This window comes from Candidatus Binatia bacterium (assembly GCA_036493895.1).
Lineage (GTDB): Bacteria > Desulfobacterota > Binatia > UBA1149 > CAITLU01 > DATNBU01.
Window position 1 is genome coordinate 87,819 of record DASXOZ010000026.1, and the last position, 17,208, is coordinate 105,026.

The 17,208-nt window shown below is 67.0% G+C and carries 17 protein-coding genes; 1 reads left to right on the plus strand and 16 read right to left on the minus strand.

The window, feature by feature from the left end:
* Positions 1–48 precede the first annotated feature (48 nt).
* From hisF to rpmE, 9 genes are all read right to left on the minus strand, one after another.
* Positions 49–906 carry an imidazole glycerol phosphate synthase subunit HisF gene (gene hisF / locus VGK20_06995; GenBank protein HEY2773782.1) on the minus strand — a complete coding sequence of 286 codons (858 nt, stop codon included), beginning with the start codon at positions 904–906 and terminating at the stop codon, positions 49–51.
* A gap of 2 nt (positions 907–908) precedes the next feature.
* Positions 909–1,682 carry a 1-(5-phosphoribosyl)-5-[(5-phosphoribosylamino)methylideneamino]imidazole-4-carboxamide isomerase gene (hisA, locus tag VGK20_07000; protein HEY2773783.1) on the minus strand — a complete coding sequence of 258 codons (774 nt, stop codon included), beginning with the start codon at positions 1,680–1,682 and terminating at the stop codon, positions 909–911.
* An 8-nt stretch (positions 1,683–1,690) separates the two neighbouring features.
* Positions 1,691–2,320 carry an imidazole glycerol phosphate synthase subunit HisH gene (hisH, locus tag VGK20_07005; protein ID HEY2773784.1) on the minus strand — a complete coding sequence of 210 codons (630 nt, stop codon included), beginning with the start codon at positions 2,318–2,320 and terminating at the stop codon, positions 1,691–1,693.
* Positions 2,321–2,324: 4 nt separating this feature from the next.
* Complete coding sequence (gene hisB, locus VGK20_07010; protein HEY2773785.1) at positions 2,325–2,906, minus strand: imidazoleglycerol-phosphate dehydratase HisB; 582 nt, start codon at positions 2,904–2,906, stop codon at positions 2,325–2,327.
* Positions 2,907–3,063: 157 nt separating this feature from the next.
* Positions 3,064–4,410 carry a histidinol dehydrogenase gene (hisD, locus tag VGK20_07015; GenBank protein HEY2773786.1) on the minus strand — a complete coding sequence of 449 codons (1,347 nt, stop codon included), beginning with the start codon at positions 4,408–4,410 and terminating at the stop codon, positions 3,064–3,066.
* Positions 4,411–4,414: 4 nt separating this feature from the next.
* A complete protein-coding gene (murA, locus tag VGK20_07020) occupies positions 4,415–5,677 on the minus strand; it encodes a UDP-N-acetylglucosamine 1-carboxyvinyltransferase (GenBank protein ID HEY2773787.1) in 1,263 nt (420 codons plus the stop codon).
* Positions 5,678–5,679: 2 nt separating this feature from the next.
* Positions 5,680–6,573 (minus strand): peptide chain release factor N(5)-glutamine methyltransferase, encoded by an 894-nt coding sequence (prmC, locus tag VGK20_07025; protein ID HEY2773788.1) that lies wholly within the window; start codon positions 6,571–6,573, stop codon positions 5,680–5,682.
* Positions 6,570–7,640 (minus strand): peptide chain release factor 1, encoded by a 1,071-nt coding sequence (gene prfA / locus VGK20_07030; GenBank protein HEY2773789.1) that lies wholly within the window; start codon positions 7,638–7,640, stop codon positions 6,570–6,572. Before prfA ends, prmC begins: the two co-directional genes overlap by 4 nt.
* A 97-nt stretch (positions 7,641–7,737) precedes the next feature.
* Positions 7,738–7,953: a 50S ribosomal protein L31 gene (gene rpmE / locus VGK20_07035; protein HEY2773790.1), complete on the minus strand. Its 216-nt coding sequence runs from the start codon at positions 7,951–7,953 to the stop codon at positions 7,738–7,740.
* A gap of 238 nt (positions 7,954–8,191) precedes the next feature.
* Here rpmE and VGK20_07040 point away from each other — a divergent pair, with 238 nt between their 5' ends.
* The gene (locus tag VGK20_07040; protein HEY2773791.1) at positions 8,192–8,584 is read left to right on the plus strand and encodes an MAPEG family protein; all 393 of its coding nucleotides are present in this window, start codon (positions 8,192–8,194) and stop codon (positions 8,582–8,584) included.
* A gap of 10 nt (positions 8,585–8,594) precedes the next feature.
* On the opposite strand, the gene VGK20_07045 is transcribed toward VGK20_07040, so the two are convergent.
* From VGK20_07045 to glpK, 7 genes are all read right to left on the minus strand, one after another.
* Positions 8,595–9,461, minus strand: coding sequence for a fumarylacetoacetate hydrolase family protein (locus VGK20_07045; protein HEY2773792.1), 867 nt, complete (start codon positions 9,459–9,461; stop codon positions 8,595–8,597).
* A 65-nt stretch (positions 9,462–9,526) separates the two neighbouring features.
* Positions 9,527–10,477: a VOC family protein gene (locus VGK20_07050; protein HEY2773793.1), complete on the minus strand. Its 951-nt coding sequence runs from the start codon at positions 10,475–10,477 to the stop codon at positions 9,527–9,529.
* A complete protein-coding gene (locus VGK20_07055; GenBank protein HEY2773794.1) occupies positions 10,474–12,051 on the minus strand; it encodes a bifunctional 3-(3-hydroxy-phenyl)propionate/3-hydroxycinnamic acid hydroxylase in 1,578 nt (525 codons plus the stop codon). The genes VGK20_07050 and VGK20_07055 overlap by 4 nt, the downstream gene beginning before the upstream one ends.
* The gene (locus VGK20_07060; protein ID HEY2773795.1) at positions 12,048–12,770 is read right to left on the minus strand and encodes a TetR/AcrR family transcriptional regulator; all 723 of its coding nucleotides are present in this window, start codon (positions 12,768–12,770) and stop codon (positions 12,048–12,050) included. Before VGK20_07060 ends, VGK20_07055 begins: the two co-directional genes overlap by 4 nt.
* Before the next feature lie 219 nt (positions 12,771–12,989).
* Positions 12,990–13,751 (minus strand): hypothetical protein, encoded by a 762-nt coding sequence (locus tag VGK20_07065; GenBank protein HEY2773796.1) that lies wholly within the window; start codon positions 13,749–13,751, stop codon positions 12,990–12,992.
* Positions 13,752–13,899: 148 nt separating this feature from the next.
* On the minus strand, positions 13,900–15,552 hold the full coding sequence (locus VGK20_07070; protein HEY2773797.1) for an arylsulfatase: 1,653 nt from the start codon (positions 15,550–15,552) through the stop codon (positions 13,900–13,902).
* Positions 15,553–15,706: 154 nt separating this feature from the next.
* Complete coding sequence (gene glpK / locus VGK20_07075) at positions 15,707–17,194, minus strand: glycerol kinase GlpK (GenBank protein ID HEY2773798.1); 1,488 nt, start codon at positions 17,192–17,194, stop codon at positions 15,707–15,709.
* Positions 17,195–17,208 lie beyond the last annotated feature (14 nt).

Here is a 17,208-nt window from a genome sequence, read left to right on the forward strand (position 1 = left end):
CCGATCCCGGCGCTGATCCTCGCCCTGGGTTTGGCGCCCGCGAAAGGCTCAGCGCCTCACGCACACTCCGCGGCCGGCAAGGTAGTCCTTTACCTCGCCGATCGAATACTCGCCGTAGTGGAAGATCGACGCGGCAAGCACCGCATCGGCTTTTCCTGCCGTCAGTCCTTCGAGCATGTGCTCGGGCCCGCCTACTCCGCCCGAGGCGATCACCGGGACGCCGACGGCTTCGGCCACTGCACGGGTCAGAGCGACGTCGTAGCCCGCCTTGGTGCCGTCGCGGTCCATGCTCGTCAGCAGGATTTCGCCCGATCCGAATTCCTCCATGCGCTGCGCCCAGCGCACGGCATCGATGCCGGTGGGGCGGCGGCCACCGTGCGTGTAGATCTCCCAGCCGTCGCGCGCGGCTTCGTCGACGAGAAGCTCGGGATAGCGGTCGGCCCACGAGGGCCTGCCGCTGATGCCCCCGCCTTCGTCGGCCGAAGCGATGCGTGTCTGCCCGGCGCGAAGCCGCGCGTCCACCGCAACGACGATGCACTGGGCACCGAACGCGCGCGCTGCGGTCGCAACAAAGTCCGGATCGGCAACCGCGGCCGTGTTGATCGAAACCTTGTCGGCTCCCGCGTGCAGGAGTGCCCGGATGTCGTCCACCGTGCGCACGCCGCCGCCGACGGTCAGCGGCATGAAGGCCTGTTCGGCGGTGCGGCGCACGACGTCGAGGATGATGCCGCGCTTTTCGTGGCTCGCGGTGATGTCGAGGAACGTCAGCTCGTCGGCGCCTTCGCTGTCGTAACGAGACGCGCACTCGACGGGGTCGCCCGCATCGCGAAGGCCGAGGAAGTTGACGCCTTTGACGACGCGGCCGTCCTTGACGTCGAGGCAAGGGATGATGCGCTTGGCGAGCATGATCAGGCCTTTGCGCGCGAAGTTGCAGTCGCCTGCGGAGCGCGCGCGGCCGCAAGCAAAGCGGCCAGCGTCACGGCACCGTCGTAGAGCGCGCGGCCGACGACGACGCCTTCGATGCCGGCGCAGTTCGCGTCGCGAATCCGCTCGACGTCCGCCGCCGAGTGCACTCCACCCGACGCAACCACCGGGATCTGCAGCGCGGAGGCAAGCCGGGCCGTCGATTCGACGGAAACTCCGAGCCCCGTGCCGTCGCGATCGATGTCCGTGAACACGATTCCGGCCGCGCCGCGCTCCTGCATGCCGAGCGCGAGATCGATGGCGTCGATCGCCGTCGTCTCTTTCCAGCCCGCCACCGCGACTTTTCCGCCGCGCGCATCGATGCCCACCCAGACGCGGCCGGGCCAGCGCAGCGCGGCTTCGGCGACCAGGGACGGCTCTCGCACGGCAGCCGTTCCGAGGATCACCCGGCCGAGGCCGGCTTCGAGCCAGGCTTCGATTCCGGCGAGATCACGAATCCCGCCGCCGAGCTCGGTGACGATGCGGCGACCGCAGCGCGCCGCCGCGGAAAGAATTCCTTCTACCGCGCGGCGGTTGGCTACCGCTCCCTCGCGGGCACCGTCGAGATCGACGACATGCAGCGCATCGGCGCCTTCACCGAGCCAGCGCTCGGCCATCGCAGCGGGATCGTCGGCGAAGACGGTTTCGCGCGCGTAATCGCCCTGCACGAGGCGCACGCAGCGCCCGCCGCGGATGTCGATGGCCGGAAGAACGAGCATCGCGGCGTTCAGGCGGCGCGCCTGGCGGCAACCAGTCGCGCGAAATTTGAGAGGATCGCCAGGCCGCAACCCTGGCTTTTCTCCGGGTGGAACTGCGTTGCGAACACGTTGCCGCGCCACGCGCTCGAGACGAAATCGATTCCGTACGACGTCGTCGTTGCGACGATCGAAGGATCGGGCGTCTCGACGTAGTACGAGTGCACGAAGTACACGCGGGTGCCGTCGGCAAGGCCGTCCAGGTGCGGCGCGCGCCGGCGTATCGACAACTCGTTCCATCCCATGTGCGGAACTTTCATGGTCTTGTCGGTCGGCTGGAAGCGTCGCACACGGCCCTGAAGAATGCCGAGCCCTTCGACGCGCCCGAACTCGTCGCTCTCCTCGAACAGGATCTGCATGCCGACGCAGACGCCGAGGAACGGTTTCTCGGAGGCGGCTGCGGCGCGCACGCAAGGCTCGAGGCCGGCGGCGCGCAGGTTATTCATGCAGTGCGCGAAGGCGCCGACGCCCGGAAGCACCACGGCATCGGCAGCGTCGATTTCGGCGGCGGATGCCGTCACGCGCACGTCGGCGCCGACGCGCTCGAGCGCCTTGGAGACGCTGCGCAGGTTGCCCACGCCGTAGTCGACGACCGCGATCATCGCGTCAGAGAACTCCCTTCGTCGAAGGAATCTCGCCTCCCGCGCCGTCGCTGCGGCACGCCATCGCCAGCGCTTTGGCGAACGCCTTGAACGTCGCCTCGATGATGTGGTGTGGATTGCGACCGTAGCGCACGTTGACGTGCAGGTTCATCCCCGCCGCCGTCATCAGCGCCTGGAAGAAATCCTCGACCAGCCCCACGTCGAAGGTGCCGACGCGCTGGGGCTTCAGCGAGACGTTGTAGACGAGGTAGGGTCGCCCCGACAGGTCCACCGTCACCGCGACGAGGGCCTCGTCCAGCGGAGCTTCGAAGTGGCCGAAACGGTAGATCCCCGCCTTGTCGCCGAGCGCGCGGCGCAGCGCTTCGCCGATCGCAAGGCCGACGTCCTCGACCGTGTGGTGATCGTCGACCTGGGTGTCGCCCCTGGCCTCCACCGAAAGTCCGATTCCCGAGTGCCGCGACAGCGCTTCGAGCATGTGATCGAGAAACGGAACACCGGTGGCTACCCGGTAGCCGGGCTCGCCGATCGCGAGCTTGACCGAAATGTCGGTCTCGCTCGTCTCGCGCAGCACCTCGGCCTTCCGCACGAGCGCCGACTGCGGGGCCGCGCGCCGCGACGAACGCGGACGCTTGGCCGCGTTCTCGCGCGGGGCGGCGGGCGCCGTTTTCTTCGTGCCGGTTTTCTTGCTGCCGGTCTTCTTGCTGCCGGTTTTCTTGCCGCCGGCTTTCTTCGTGGTCGCCACGTCAGTCTCCTGTCGAGCGCGCGCGAGGGCGCGTCTTCGTGTTGTTCATGCGCCGCAGCACGGCGGCTGCGTGGGCGTCGAGTCCTTCGGCCATCGCCAGCTCGACGACAGCCGGCGCGAGGCGGGAGAGGCCGCTGCGATCGACCTCGATGATACTGGTTCGCTTGACGAAGTCATAGACTCCGAGCGGCGACGAGAACCTCGCGGCGCCCCCGGTCGGCAGCACGTGGTTCGGGCCGGCCGCATAGTCGCCGAGCGGCTCGGTGGAAAGAGCGCCGACGAAGATCGCACCCGCATTGCGAAGCAGCGGAACCAGCCGCCGCGGCGTCTTCGTCGCGATCTCGAGGTGCTCCGGAGCGATCTCCTCGGAAAGCTCACACGCCCTTTCCAGACTCGGCGCGACCAGGATGGTGCCGTAATTTGCGATCGACGTCGCCGCGATCGCCGCGCGCGGAAGCTCGGCGCACTGGCGAGCGACGGCTTCGGCGACGGCGCGCCCGTGATCGGCATCGGTCGTGATGCAGATCGCAGCGGCCAGCTCATCGTGCTCGGCCTGCGCGAGCATGTCGGCGGCAATCCACTCGGGATCGGCCGAGGCATCGGCGATGATCAGCACCTCGCTCGGACCGGCGATCATGTCGATATCGACTTCGCCGAACACCAGGCGCTTGGCGGTGGCCACGTAGATATTGCCGGGCCCGACGATCTTGTCGACGCGCGCGACAGTCTTCGTCCCGTACGCAAGCGCAGCGACGGCCTGGGCACCGCCGATCCGCAGCACCCGTGTGGCACCGGCAATGGCGGCGGCCGCGAGCACTGCGTCGCGGACTCCGGCTTTGGACGGCGGCGTGACGACCGTGATCTCGGAGACGCCGGCAACCGCCGCCGGGACGATGTTCATCAGCACGCTCGACGGATACGCCGCCTTGCCGCCCGGCACATAGACTCCGGCACGCGCCAGCGGAGTCACGCGCATGCCGGTGCGGATCCCGCGCTCCTTCTTCTCGAAGCCGGTCTGCTTCTCGCGCAGGTGAAACGCGCGGATACGTGCATGCGCGGATTCCAGCGCTTGGATGAGCTGCTTCGGCACCCGGCGGCGCGCCGCCTCGATTTCGGATTTCGGGATCTCGAAATCACGCGGTACAAGCGAGACGCCGTCGAATTTTTTCGTAAAGCGCGCGACCGCGGCATCGCCGTCGCGCCGTACCGATTCGAGGACGTCGCGCACGACGTCTTCGATGCCGGCCGGACCGTGGCCGCGCCGTACGAGCTTCGCGAGCTGGGCGGCAGCAGCCTTCGTCCCATCCATGAGAGGAACGATGACGCCTGTTTTCGCATTCTTCTTCATCGCGTCATCCCGTCCTTTCGCGCCTGACGTTGGCGCCGAGGGCCGCCAGCTTCGCGTCGATGTGCTCGTAGCCGCGGTCCAGGTGATAGATGCGCAGCACTTCGGTGCGGCCCGTCGCGGCCGCGCCGGCCAGCACGAGACAGACACTGGCGCGAAGGTCGGTAGCCATGACCGGCGCGCCCGAAAGCTTTTCCACGCCCTGCACGACCGCATGGCCTCCGGGCAGCACGTGGACGTCGGCGCCCATTCGAGCCAACTCTTCGACGTGCATGAAACGGTTCTCGAAAATGCGCTCGTGCACTTCGGCGCGGCCGTCGGCCAGGCACATCAGGGCAGTCCACTGGGCCTGCAGGTCGGTCGGAAAGCCCGGGAACGGCGCCGTGACGATTTCCACCGGCCGCGGCCTCTGCGTCATGCGCGCGCGCACGCCGCGCGCATCGATGTCGATGCGGCATCCCGCGCGCATCAGCGCCTCGAGAAGGCTCTCGAGGTGATCCGCGCGCGCGCCGCGCACATAGACATCGCCGCCCGTCATCGCGGCGCCGATCAGGAACGTGCCGGCGACGATGCGGTCTGGGATGACGGCGTGCTTCATCCCCGTCAGCTTCGCGGCGCCTTCGATCTCGATCACCGACGAGCCTGCGCCCCGGATGCGCGCGCCCATTTTTGCGAGCGCCTCGGCAAGGTCGACGACTTCGGGCTCGCGCGCCGCGTTCTCGATGCGCGTGGTCCCGTCGGCCAGCGACGCGGCCATCAGCGAATTTTCGGTCGCGCCCACCGACGGCATCGACAGGATGATGTGCCCGCCTTTCAGCCGTTTCGCGCGCGCGTCGGCGTAGCCTCCCTCGAGAAGAACGCGGGCGCCGAGGCGCCGCATCGCTTCGAGGTGGATGTCCACCGGCCGCGAGCCGATCGCGCAGCCGCCGGGCCGCGAGACGTGCGCGTGGCCGAAACGCGCGAGCAGGGGCCCGAGCGTGAGGAACGATGCGCGCATGCGCCGAACCAGCTCGTACGGCGCCTCGACGCTGGCGATGTCCGCGCACTGGATGACGATTTCGCCGGGTGCCGGCCTTTCGACGCGGGCGCCGAGACTCTCCAGCAGCGTCACCGTCGTGCGGATGTCGGCGACGTCGGGCACGCCGGTGAAGTGGCAGGGCTCGTCGGTCAGCAGGCACGCGAACAGCAGCGGAAGCGCCGCGTTTTTTGCACCGCCGGCATCGACTTCGCCTTCGAGGCGGCTCGGGCCTGTAAGGACGAGCTTGTCCATCCTCAGGCGCTCCTTCGTCCGCCGACGGCGCGAATGATTCCTGCAAGATCCAGGCGCGTGCGAACGGCGTCGTAGCCGCGCGCGACGAACGCGTCGCGCACCGAATCGGCCTGGGTGCCCACTTCGACCCAGAGGCTGGCGCCGGGCGCGAGCAGGCCGTAGGCGGCATCGACGAGCGGCGCGGTCGCGTCCATTCCGTCGCGGCCGGAATCCAGCGCCCGCCGCGGCTCCCACTCGCGCACTTCCGGTGCGATTTCGGCCATTTCGCGGCGGCGCAGGTACGGCGGGTTCGAGACGATGACGTCGAAAGGGCCGTCACCGGCCAGGGGCTCGCACAGGTTGCCCGCGCGGAACTGGATGCGGGCGGCGACGCCATGGCGCTCGGCATTGACGGGTGCGACTTCGAGCGCGGCCTGCGACAGGTCGGTCGCGATGACGTCCGCCTTCTCGATCTCCTTCGCGATCGCAATCGCAATGGCGCCCGAGCCGGTGCCGATGTCGGCCACCTTGAGGCGTCCACCACCGCTGCCGCCGGCGCGCGCCTTCAATTCTTCGACCGCCAGCTCGACCAGCAACTCGGTCTCGGGCCGCGGGATCAGCACGCGCCGGTCCACGGCGAATTCCATCGACCAGAACTCGCGGCGACCAGTGATGTAGGCCACCGGCTCGCGCGCCGCGCGGCGGCGCACCAGCTCGCGGTAGCGGTCGATCTCGGCTGCACCGAGCGGCCGCTCGAAGTTCGTGTAGAGCTGCGTGCGCGTCATGCAGAGCGCCTCGGCCAGCAGCAGCTCGGCATCGAGGCGAGCACCGTCGATGCCGCGTCCCGTGAGGAACGCGGTGGTCACCTGCAGGAACTCGAGCACGGTGCGCGGCGAGTCATTTGCCGCGGCGCTCACGACGATGCCTCCGCTTTGAGAGCCTCGGCCTGGTAGTGGGCGCGCAGCGCGCTCAGCATCTCGTCCATATCACCGAGCACGAAGTTCTCGAGCGAGTACAGCGTCAGGTTGATGCGGTGGTCGGTGACCCTGTTCTGCGGAAAATTGTACGTGCGGATGCGCTCGGAGCGATCCCCGCTGCCGACCATGGCGCGCCGGTCGGCATCGACCTCGGCCCGCCTTTTCGCTTCCTCCAGGTCGAACAGGCGCGAGCGCAGGACTTTGAGGGCCTTCGCCTTGTTCTTGTGCTGGCTCTTCTCGTCCTGGCACGTGACGACGAGGCCCGACGGGATGTGCGTGACGCGAACCGCCGAATCGGTCGTGTTGACGGACTGGCCGCCGGGGCCCGACGAGCGATAAACATCGACGCGCACGTCCTTGTCCTCGATGCGCACGTCGACTTCCTCGGCCTCGGGAAGCACGGCGATCGTGACGGCAGACGTGTGGATGCGGCCCTGCGACTCGGTCTCGGGAACGCGTTGCACGCGGTGGACACCGCCCTCGTACTTGAGCAGACCGTAGGCATCCTTGCCGCAGACCAGCAGGATCGCTTCCTTGACGCCGCCCTTGGCGCCGTCGCTCGTGCTCATCATTTCGGTGCGAAGGCCGTGCTCCTGGGCGTAGCGCAGGTACATGCGCAGCAGGTCGCCGCCGAACAGCGCCGCTTCGTCGCCGCCGGTGCCGGCGCGGATTTCGACGATCGCATTGCGCTGGTCGAGCGGATCCTTCGGGATCAGCAGCTGGCGCAGCTGTTCGTCCAGCGCCGCCAGCGATGCCTCGAGCTTGCGCGCCTCGCCGGTCGCCATCTCGCGAATTTCCGGATCGGCGTCCTCGCGCAGCACCTTCGCCTCGCCCAGCTGGGATTCGGCGTCACGACGACGGCGATACGCGAAGACGATGTCCTCGAGATCGCTGCGCTCGCGCATCAGTCGCGCGAAGCGGTCGCGATCGGACGACGTCGCGGGGTCAGCGACTTCCGCCTCGATCTCGGCGTAGCGCCGCTCGATTCTGCCGAGCTTGTCGAGCATGGGTCACAACCACCCGCGGCGCGCGCGGGCGCGCCGATGCACAAAGAGGGCCGAAGTTGCCTCCGGCCCTCTTCGAAAGTCTCCAGTCGAGTCGCAGCTAGCGGGCAGCGATCTTGACGTTGGCGTACTTCTGGCGGAATCGCTCGACGCGGCCGGCGGTGTCGAGGATCTTCTGGTTTCCCGTATAGAAGGGATGGCAGTTCGCGCAGATTTCGACGTGCAGCTTCGGCGACGTCGAACGCGTCTTGAACGTCGCCCCGCAGGCGCAGAGCACGTCGATTTCCTTGTATTCCGGGTGGATGGCTGCCTTCATGTCGTCCTCCCGGGCGCCTCTGGCGCCGCGGAACGGGAGTGCATACCAGCAGCAGCGGGCCGGCTCAAACGCCGGCCGGAAACGGCCGATGTCGGCGTCGTTTCCGGGCGAGACGGGGGCCCGCCGGTCGATCCCTCGCCCCGGCAGTTGACTCAGCGGCAGCGGGAACCGAAACCCGGCCTCGAAACCGCCGCCAACCAAGCGCCCTTTTGCCGCCCGCCTTCCAAGGAGAAACCCCGTGACCACTCCGTTTCGCTGCCTCATCGTCGTCGCCGTGCTGCCCTACGTGATCGCCGGCATCGGCGGCTACCTGCGTACGAAACAGTTCGGAAGCGCCGACAACAACCACCCTCGCCTGCAGGCCGCAAAGCTCGAAGGCATCGCCGCCCGCGCGTGGGCGGCCCAGGCCAACGCGTGGGAAGCGCTCGCGATCTTCGCGACGGCGGTGTTCATGACCCATCTCGTGCACGCCGACGAGAAGGCGACGGCGACCGCCTGCGAGATCTACCTTGCCACGCGCATCGCGCACCCGGCCCTGTACCTGGCCAACCTCGCGACGGCGCGCACGCTCGTGTTCATCGTCGGTCTGGCATGCCTGGCACGATTGTTCCTGTTGGCATCGGCGGCCTGAGGCGCAGGCGTCAGTAGCGCACCGTCCCTTCCGGCTCGTCGACGATGCGGTTCTCGATCGCGCCGAGGCCTGCGATCTCGATGCGCACGACGTCGCCGTCCTTGATCCAGCCTTTCGGGTTCATCCACAGGCCGACGCCGCTCGGCGTGCCGGTGACGATCACGTCGCCCGGCTCGAGCGTGAACGCCGTCGACAGGTGCTCGATGATGACGTCAGTATTGAAAATCAGGTCGGACGTGTTCGCGTTCTGCCTCAGCTCGCCATTGACCCAGGTCTTGAGGTCGAGCGCGTGCGGGTCGGCGATCTCGTCGCGCGTCGTGATCCACGGGCCGAACGGACAGTGGGTGTCCCAGCTCTTGCCCATCGTCATCGTCGGAACGCGGATCTGCCAGTCGCGCACGCTGACGTCGTTGGCCACGGCGTAGCCCGCAACGACCGAGCGGGCCTTCGCTGCCGGAACGCGGCGGCAACGTTTACCGATGACGACCGCAAGCTCGCCTTCGTAGTCCAGCTCCACCGATTCGCGAGGGCGATGCACGAGGTCGAAAGGCCCGCTCGCCGACGTCGACTGCTTGTTGAAGATCACCGGGAAAACCGGGATCGGCATCCCGCACTCTTCGGCGTGGGCGCGATAGTTGAGGCCGACGGCGAGGATCTTCGGAGGCCTCGCGATCGGCGCTTCCAGGCGCACGGCGGACAGCGCAAGGCGCGGCGCCGCATCCACCGCGGCGCGCGCCGCCGCAATCGCGGCCTCTTCGCCTTCGAGCAGCGCGAGCATCGAGGACGGCAGTCCTTTTGCCGTCAGGTCGGCGATCTCGTCACCGACGACCGCGCCGATTCGCGTCTTTCCACCGTGCGTGAATGTCGCAAGCTTCATTCGATCCTCCTCGTTCGCTGCGTCTGCTTTGCGGTACTGCCGGGATCAGGCGGAATCAGCCAGAATCAAGAAGGAACGGTTCTGCCGAAATCCGGGGGCATCTCCGGCCCCCACTGGCTGCCACCTTCTTCGATCGAGTGCACACCCGGCTCGCAAGCGGCGTCCAGCAGGTCTCCGTCCGTGTAGTGCTCGTGGATCTGTCCCCACGGATCACGCCAGTAGTCGAAGATCTGGCTGCCGAGCGTGTGGCGCCCGATTCCCCAGTTGTGACGGTAGCCGCGCTCGGCAAGGTAGCGGTGACCCACCCAGATCTCGTCGAGGCCGGTCACTTCGTACGAAACGTGGTTGAAGCCCGAGGTGCCGTCCATCGAGCGCGCGAGCAGGAACGTGTGGTGGTCGGTGAACTGGCTGCCGCGGTCGCAGCGGCAGAAATGCGCCAGCGCAAAGTCCCCCATCGCGATCGAGTCGCTCTTGAGGATGCCGAAGTGGCGATGGTACCAGGCGAAAGCCTCGTCCGGATCGGCAACGTTGATGCCGGCATGGCCGAGGCGCATCACCTGCGCGGGCCGGTGCCCCGTGCGCTTGACGGCGCCTTTTCTTTCTACGCGACGGCCGAGATTCAAACCACCGGCTTCGGCTTGGCTGCGCGGCTCGACGCCGGCGATTCCGTGCACGAGCTCGATGCGGTTTCCCCACGGATCGCTGATGGCCACGCGACGGCCGCCGCCCGGCTCGCCGGTGCCGTGCACCGCCGAGGCACCCGGCATCGCAGCCAGCCGATCGAGATCGGCCGCGTCCGCAGCGAGGAACCCGATTGCCGCCAGGCCGGCTTCGTCGGCCTTCTCGCTGATGTGCAGGTGATGGCTCGCACCGGTTCCGCGCATGTACAGCGCCGCGTCGGTGCGCGCGCTCGTCTCCATGCCAAAATCGAGCAGGTAGGCTTCCATGCGGTCGAGATCGGGAACGCGAAGCCTCACGTAGGCAATGTCGCGAATCTTGACGACTGGTTCACTCATGGTTGGTCTCCCCGGGCCGCAAAGGCCCCGTACAGTTTCTGCTCCAGCCGGAGCACGAGATCGTCGAGGGAATGCGCGGCGTCGGTGACGCCGAATACGTAGCGGTCCGGACGCACGATTGCCGCGCCGTGGGCATCGAATAGCCGGTCGTGATGGCCGGCGACAGCAGGAAGCGACGAAAGCTCGGTCGTCGTCGCACCCATGCGTGCGAGCACGGCGCGGCTGGCTTCGCTCATCGCCAGCGAAGCACGGTCGCGGCCGACGACGGCAAACCCGCTGCCGAGAATTTCGTCGAGCCGCAAGCGGCGACCACCGCCCGCAGCGACGGTGGGCTGGCTGATCATGTAGCCGGCGACGCCTGCGTCGCTGACCTGTTCTTCGACGACCAGGCCGCGTCGCAGCGGCGGCGCCGAGCGTCCCTGCCCGTAGCCGGAATTCAGCAGGTCGTCGGGCAGGGGCCCGCTCGCGCGCCCCGCTTCCTGCTCGGCCAGCGCGTCCATCAGGCGGCCGACGGCAACGGCCCAGTCGACCAGCTCGTGGGCATGCGGGTCACGCTCTTCGGCATAACTGTCGAGCAGCGATTCGGGCGCTTTGCCGCCCGCGACGAGCGCGAGCTTCCATGCAAGGTTGACGACATCGCGCAACCCGGCGTTCAGACCCTGTCCGAGAAACGGCGGAGTCTGGTGGGCCGCATCGCCGGCGAGGAAAATGCGGCCGTCGTGCCAGCGCCCGGCGGTTGCCGCATGGAACTGGTAGACGACCGAGCGGCGCAGCTCGTAGTCTTCCGGCGCGATCCACGGCGCGAGCAGCTTCGCGACGTTCGCCGGATGCACCATCGCTTCGCGGGTCTCTCCTTCGAGCAGCCGGAACTCCCAGCGTCGAAACGGATCCTTGCCGCAGATGTAGCTCGTCAGCCGCTTCGGATCGCAGACCTGCATCGTGACCGGCGGAAGGCCCGCAACGTTCTTCGCGACGACATCGACGACGAGCCAGTCGCGGTCGTAGCCGAGGCTGCGCCACGGGATGCCGAGGCTGCGCCGCACGAAACTCGATGCGCCGTCGCACGCGATGACCCACGGCGCGCGGATTTCGACTGCGTTGCCGGTCGCAAGGTGGCTTGCCGTGACGCGGACCGAAGTTTGGTCCTGCGAGATCGAGGTCACCTCGTGGCCGAAGAGGGCATCGACCTTCGGCTCCTTGCGCATCTGCGCGCGCATCCAGCCCTCGAGTTCCGGCTGGTCGAAAAACGCGCCATCCCTCCAGCCGTTCGAGCCCGAGCTCGGCATGTCGAGCCCGAACAGCGCGTTTCGCGCCGAATCGGTGAATACTGCTGCGTCGCCTTCGCGCCAGGGCTGCAGCAGAGAGTCGACCTCGTCGCCCAGGCCGATGCGCTGGAAGACGCGCACCGTCTCTCCGTCGAGCAGCACGGCGCGCGGAAGATCGTAGACGGCGGTCGAGCGGTCGACGACGCAAGCCGTCAGTCCCGAGCGCGCCAGCAGGATTGCTGCTGCGGCACCGACCGGTCCGCAGCCGACGACGCAGACGTCGGCGCGATGAGCGGCGGCGCTGCTCACGCCCCGCGTCCGTTGGATCCGCCCTGCGCGTGCGCCGGGCGAGTGCGGCGGATTGCCGGAACTTCGCCGAGGCGCCCCAGCAGCGACGTGATTCGTCGCTCCGGCAGCGCAAGTACCCGCAGCGCGAGCGCGACCAGCCGCCGCTCGAGTTCCGGCGCCTGTTTCGGCGACTGCGCCACTTCGACCAGCGCACCGACGAGCGCCCATTCGAGGAAGCTCATGCCGTTTTCCAATGCCGACGGTGCGACGTCGCCGGCGGCGATCATCGCCTGCACGTCGCGCACGGCGAAAGGGCCGCACGCCCGGCGAAGAGCCTGCGCGAGCACCTGGGGCCGTTCGAGCATCCACGGCAGCGCCGGATGCGCGCACAGCATGCGGAACGTCCGCGCGAGACTGGCGACGAGCACCCACGACTTGTCGTCGGCCTGCGCGAAGCCGACTTCCATCTCCGCCGAGAATTCGCGCATCGACTCCTCGATGCCGGCAGCAAGCACGGCCTCGGTGGACGCGAAGTGGTGGTAGAAGGTGCCGTGCGCGACGTCGGCGCGGTCGGTGACGGCGCGAACCGTCAGCCCCGCAACCCCTTCGTCTTCGAGCAATGCGCGGGCGGCATCGATAAGGGCGGCGCGGGTCTTGCGGCTTCGCCGCGACGGCCTGTCGAAGTCCCCCTCGCCCGGACGCGGCGTCGGAGCGGCGGCGCTGCCGACCGTGATACCCACGCGATTCCGGGGGCTTGCGCCGCCCGAGACGGCTGGTAACGACGAGCTTTCGGAGGAGCGGCGAAGGATTGACATAACGTCGATAACCGACGTATCGTCGATTTTCGACACCCTGTCAAGCTCCTTCCGGGGGTCGTGTCCTGGAAAGATTCGATCCCTCTCTGCGGATCGTCCGCGCCGTGTCCCTGGCAGGAGCGCGCGAAATCCGTGTGATGATCGTTACTCCCCGAGGTGACTCAGCGTCTCTCGCATCGCGAGGCTGGAAACATTGATGACTCCGCTGAACGGCGTGTTCATCTCCAGGATGAGAAGGATGGCACCAGAGGCGGACAGCGCGCAGACGAAGAGCGCTGCGATGACCGTTGCATTGCGGGGGGCGAACAGGCTGAACGTCGCGAAGATGACGACGAGCCACGTCACCAGCACGACCAGCAGGGTCGCCGGGATCGTATCCTCGCGTTGCGAGTGCATCAGCGCGCGGGTCATATCGATGTCATTGTTCATCTGCAGAGCGCGAGCCTTGAGGCCGTCCTGGGTGGCACCGGCGGCGGGCAGTGCCCAGAGGTTCGCATCGATGCTCTCTGCGATGAAGGCTGCGCGTGCGCCATTCGCATTGTTCTGCTCCGCCTTGCGCCCGGAGAACAGCCGATCAATGCGTTCGGCATAGGAAGACTTGAGCAGTGCGCGGATCTCTTTCGTCGCCGGTCCATATTCGGCAAGCGTCCGGTCGAGCATCAGGACTTTTGCGGCGTTGTCCGTAAGCTCATCGTCGATCCGGTCGAACGAGGTCTTGGCAGCCGAAATCAGCAGGCTGAGGACCAGTGCGGCGATCGTGGCAACCAGGCCGGTCGCCAGCCGCACGACCTCTTTCGTCTCGGGCGCCAGATGGTGCTCGGGTAGAACATCACGAAGCCAGAGGCCGAGTGCGGCGCTCGCGGCAACGCAGATCAGGACGATCGAGGCGATGACGGGCGGGCTCATCATTCAGAATACGCTGGCTCCTCGTGGCGGCGTTCGCGAGAACCGCAAAAGAACGTCCGGCAATCCGTTCGGATTGCCGGACGTTTCCGTTGATCGAAGGTGATGAAGTCGTAGCCCTCCACCACCGTACTCATCGGGACAGTTGCGCCTAGTTGCCGGAGCCGTGGCTGGCTGCCTCGGCCTCCGCCATGCGCTTGCCCATCTCGGCCTTGACGGCATCGAGGTTGAAGCTGGCTCCCTTCTGCATCGGCGGGTAATCGAGGAAGGTCTGCAGCTCCTTGCCCATCACCTGCTGGACGAACACGAACCGCCAGAACTGGAACTTGAACCAGTCGAAGTACTGCTGCGACCCTTGCTTCGTGCCGTTTTGCGGCCATCCCTGGCGCTCGAACGGATCGAGTCGGAGGTTCGTCAGGTAAGGCACGTCCACGTGCGTTTTCTCCCCGAGCCATCCGGCCGGCTGGTCGATGAAGCGATACTTGAAGTCGTCGATGCGAATCGCGCCGACGGTGCTCTCGCCCAGGTAGAAAATCTCGTGACGCGCCGACGGACCCTTGCCGGTGATGGCGGCCATCTGGTCATAGCCGTCCAGATGGTTCTTGTAGGTACGATCGCCGAGCTTCACTCCCTTCAGGAGCTGGTCGGTGATGTCCGGATTGCCGGCCGCATCCAGGAAGGTCGGAAACCAGTCGAGGCCCGAGAAAATGCCGTTCTGCACGGAGTCGGCCGGAACGTGGCCGGGCCAGCGCAGCAGCGCAGGCACTCGGAAGCCGCCTTCCATGATCGTTCCCTTGGACTGCGCGAACGGGGTCGTTCCTCCGTCAGGCCAGGTAAAAAGCTCGGTACCGTTGTCGGTGGTGAAGACGACGATGGTGTTGTCGTCGACCCCGAGATCCTTGAGCTTCTGCATCACCAGCCCGATGTCGTCATCGAGCTGCGCCATGCCGGCTTCTTCTTCCGACCAGCCGTTCTCTGCATTCCGCATCTTCTCGTACTTCTCGGAGAGATGCGTGACGATGTGCATGCGCGTCGGGTTGAGCCACAGGAAGAACGGCTTGTTCTCTGTTTTGGCTTTCTCCACGAACTTGAACGCGGAATCGCGGAACTCGTCGTCCACGGTCTCCATCCGTTTCGGATAGAGCGTGCCGGCGTCTTCGATCTTCTGCTTGCCGACCTTGCCCCAGCGCGGCATTTCGGTCGGATCATCCGTGTCGCTGGCCCAGCTGTGGACCATGTTGCGCGGGCCAACCTTATTCAGCAGCTCCTGGGGATAGTTGGGATGGGCCGGGTCTTCCATCGCGTCGAGGTGGTAGAGGTACCCGAAGAACTCATCGAAGCCGTGCACGGTGGGCAGGAACTCGTTCAGGTCGCCGAGGTGGTTCTTGCCGAACTGCCCCGTCGCGTAACCCTGCGCCTTGAGCGCGGTGGCGATCGTGCAGGCCTCGGCTGGCAGTCCCATCTTGGCGCCGGCCTGACCAACGGTGGTCATGCCTGTGCGGATGGGCAGCTCGCCTGTGACGAAGTTCGCGCGACCCGCCGTGCAGCTCGCTTCGGCGTAATAGTCGGTGAACAGCATCCCTTCCTTGGCGAGCTTGTCGAGGTTCGGCGTCCGCCCCGCCATCATGCCGTGGTTGTAAGCACCGATGTTCCACATTCCGATGTCATCGCCCATGATGACGACGATGTTCGGTTTCTTGTCCGCCGCGAGGGCTGTCGTAGCGGTCAAAATGAAGAGCGGGATCGCCAGCGCCGCCAGCCGCAGTCCGCTGCGACGCGGGATCTCGTGTCCGCGATGATTCATGAGTCTCCTTTTTCCGGGAAGCGATGGATGACAATCGAGGCTATCGGGCGGGATGAATCCCCGTGAATGGGAAATCGCGTAAGCGACCGATCCCGCCCCGGATATCGAAGTATGCTCCCCGATCCTAACCCTGGATGATTCCCGTCCCGGGTAGTTACCTGGAGCGCACGCGCGCAACGGCGCTCTTCCACCCTGCGTAGAGCGCCTCGCGTTCGGACTTTTTCATTTTCGGCCTGAAGACGCGGTCGACCTTGCGCACGGCTTCCAGGTCCCTGGCGCTCTTCCACAAACCCGCGCCGACGCCGGCAAGAAACGCAGCGCCGGCAGCCGTCGTCTCGATCACGGTGGGCCGGTCCACTGCGACGCCGATCACGTCAGCCTGAAACTGCATGAGGAAGTCGTTGGCAGCCGCGCCCCCGTCGACCCGCAGCACCTTCAGCGTGCGCTTCGAATCGGCGGCCATTGCATCGACGACGTCGCGCGTCTGGTACGCCAGCGACTCCAGCGTCGCGCGTACGAGGTGGTCGCGGGTGACGCCGCGCGTGAGGCCGACGATCGCACCGCGTGCGTCGGCGTCCCAGTACGGCGCGCCCAGCCCGGCAAACGCGGGAACGACGTACGCCCCTAGCGTGGAATCCACTCGCCGTGCAGCCGCTTCGCTGTCGGAGGCCTTCTCGAGAATGCGAAGCCCGTCGCGCAGCCACTGGATCGCCGCGCCGGCGATGAACACCGATCCCTCCAGCGCGTAAGCCGGGCCTCCGTCGGCGCGGCAGCACAGCGTCGTCAGCAGGCCGTGCTTCGATTCGAGCGGCTTGTCTCCGCTGAACATCATCAGGAAGCAGCCCGTGCCGTAAGTGTTCTTCACCATGCCGGGTGCGGTGCAGGCCTGGCCGTACATTGCAGCCTGCTGGTCACCGGCCACGCCGGTGATCGGCACCGACCCGGCGCCGACGAGCCCGGGCTGCGTCTCGCCGAAGCTGCCGGCCGACGCACGAACATGCGGAAGCATTGCTTCGGGAACGCGCAGCAGGCGGCACAGCGCTCCGTCCCACGTCAGCGTGCGAATGTTGAAGAGCATCGTGCGCGATGCGTTGGTGTAATCGGTCGCGTGCACCTTGCCGCCGGTCAGCTTCCAGATGAGCCACGAGTCGACCGTGCCGAACGCCAACTCTCCTTTTTCGGCTCGCGCGCGCGCACCGCGCACGTTGTCGAGAATCCACGCGACTTTGGTTCCCGAGAAATACGGGTCGAGCACGAGGCCGCTCTTGCGCCGGACTTCCTTCTGCGCGCCGCGCTTTCGAAGCTGCTCGCAGACCGCGGCGGTGCGACGGTCCTGCCACACGATCGCGCGATGAATCGGTTTTCCGCTGCGCCGGTCCCAGACGACCGTCGTCTCGCGCTGGTTGGTGATACCGATGCCCGCGAGCTCGGCAGGTTTCGCCTTGGCCGTTGCCAGGGCCCTGGCGATCAGCGCATGCGTGACCGTCCAGATCTCCTCGGCATCGTGCTCCACCCACGCCGGTTTCGGATAGTGCTGACGGAACTCGCTGTAGGCACGCGAGCGCACGCGTCCGCGCTCGTCGAACACCATCACCGTCGAACCCGTCGTGCCCTGGTCGATCGCGAGAACGTAGCGCGCCATGCCTGACCTCCGCC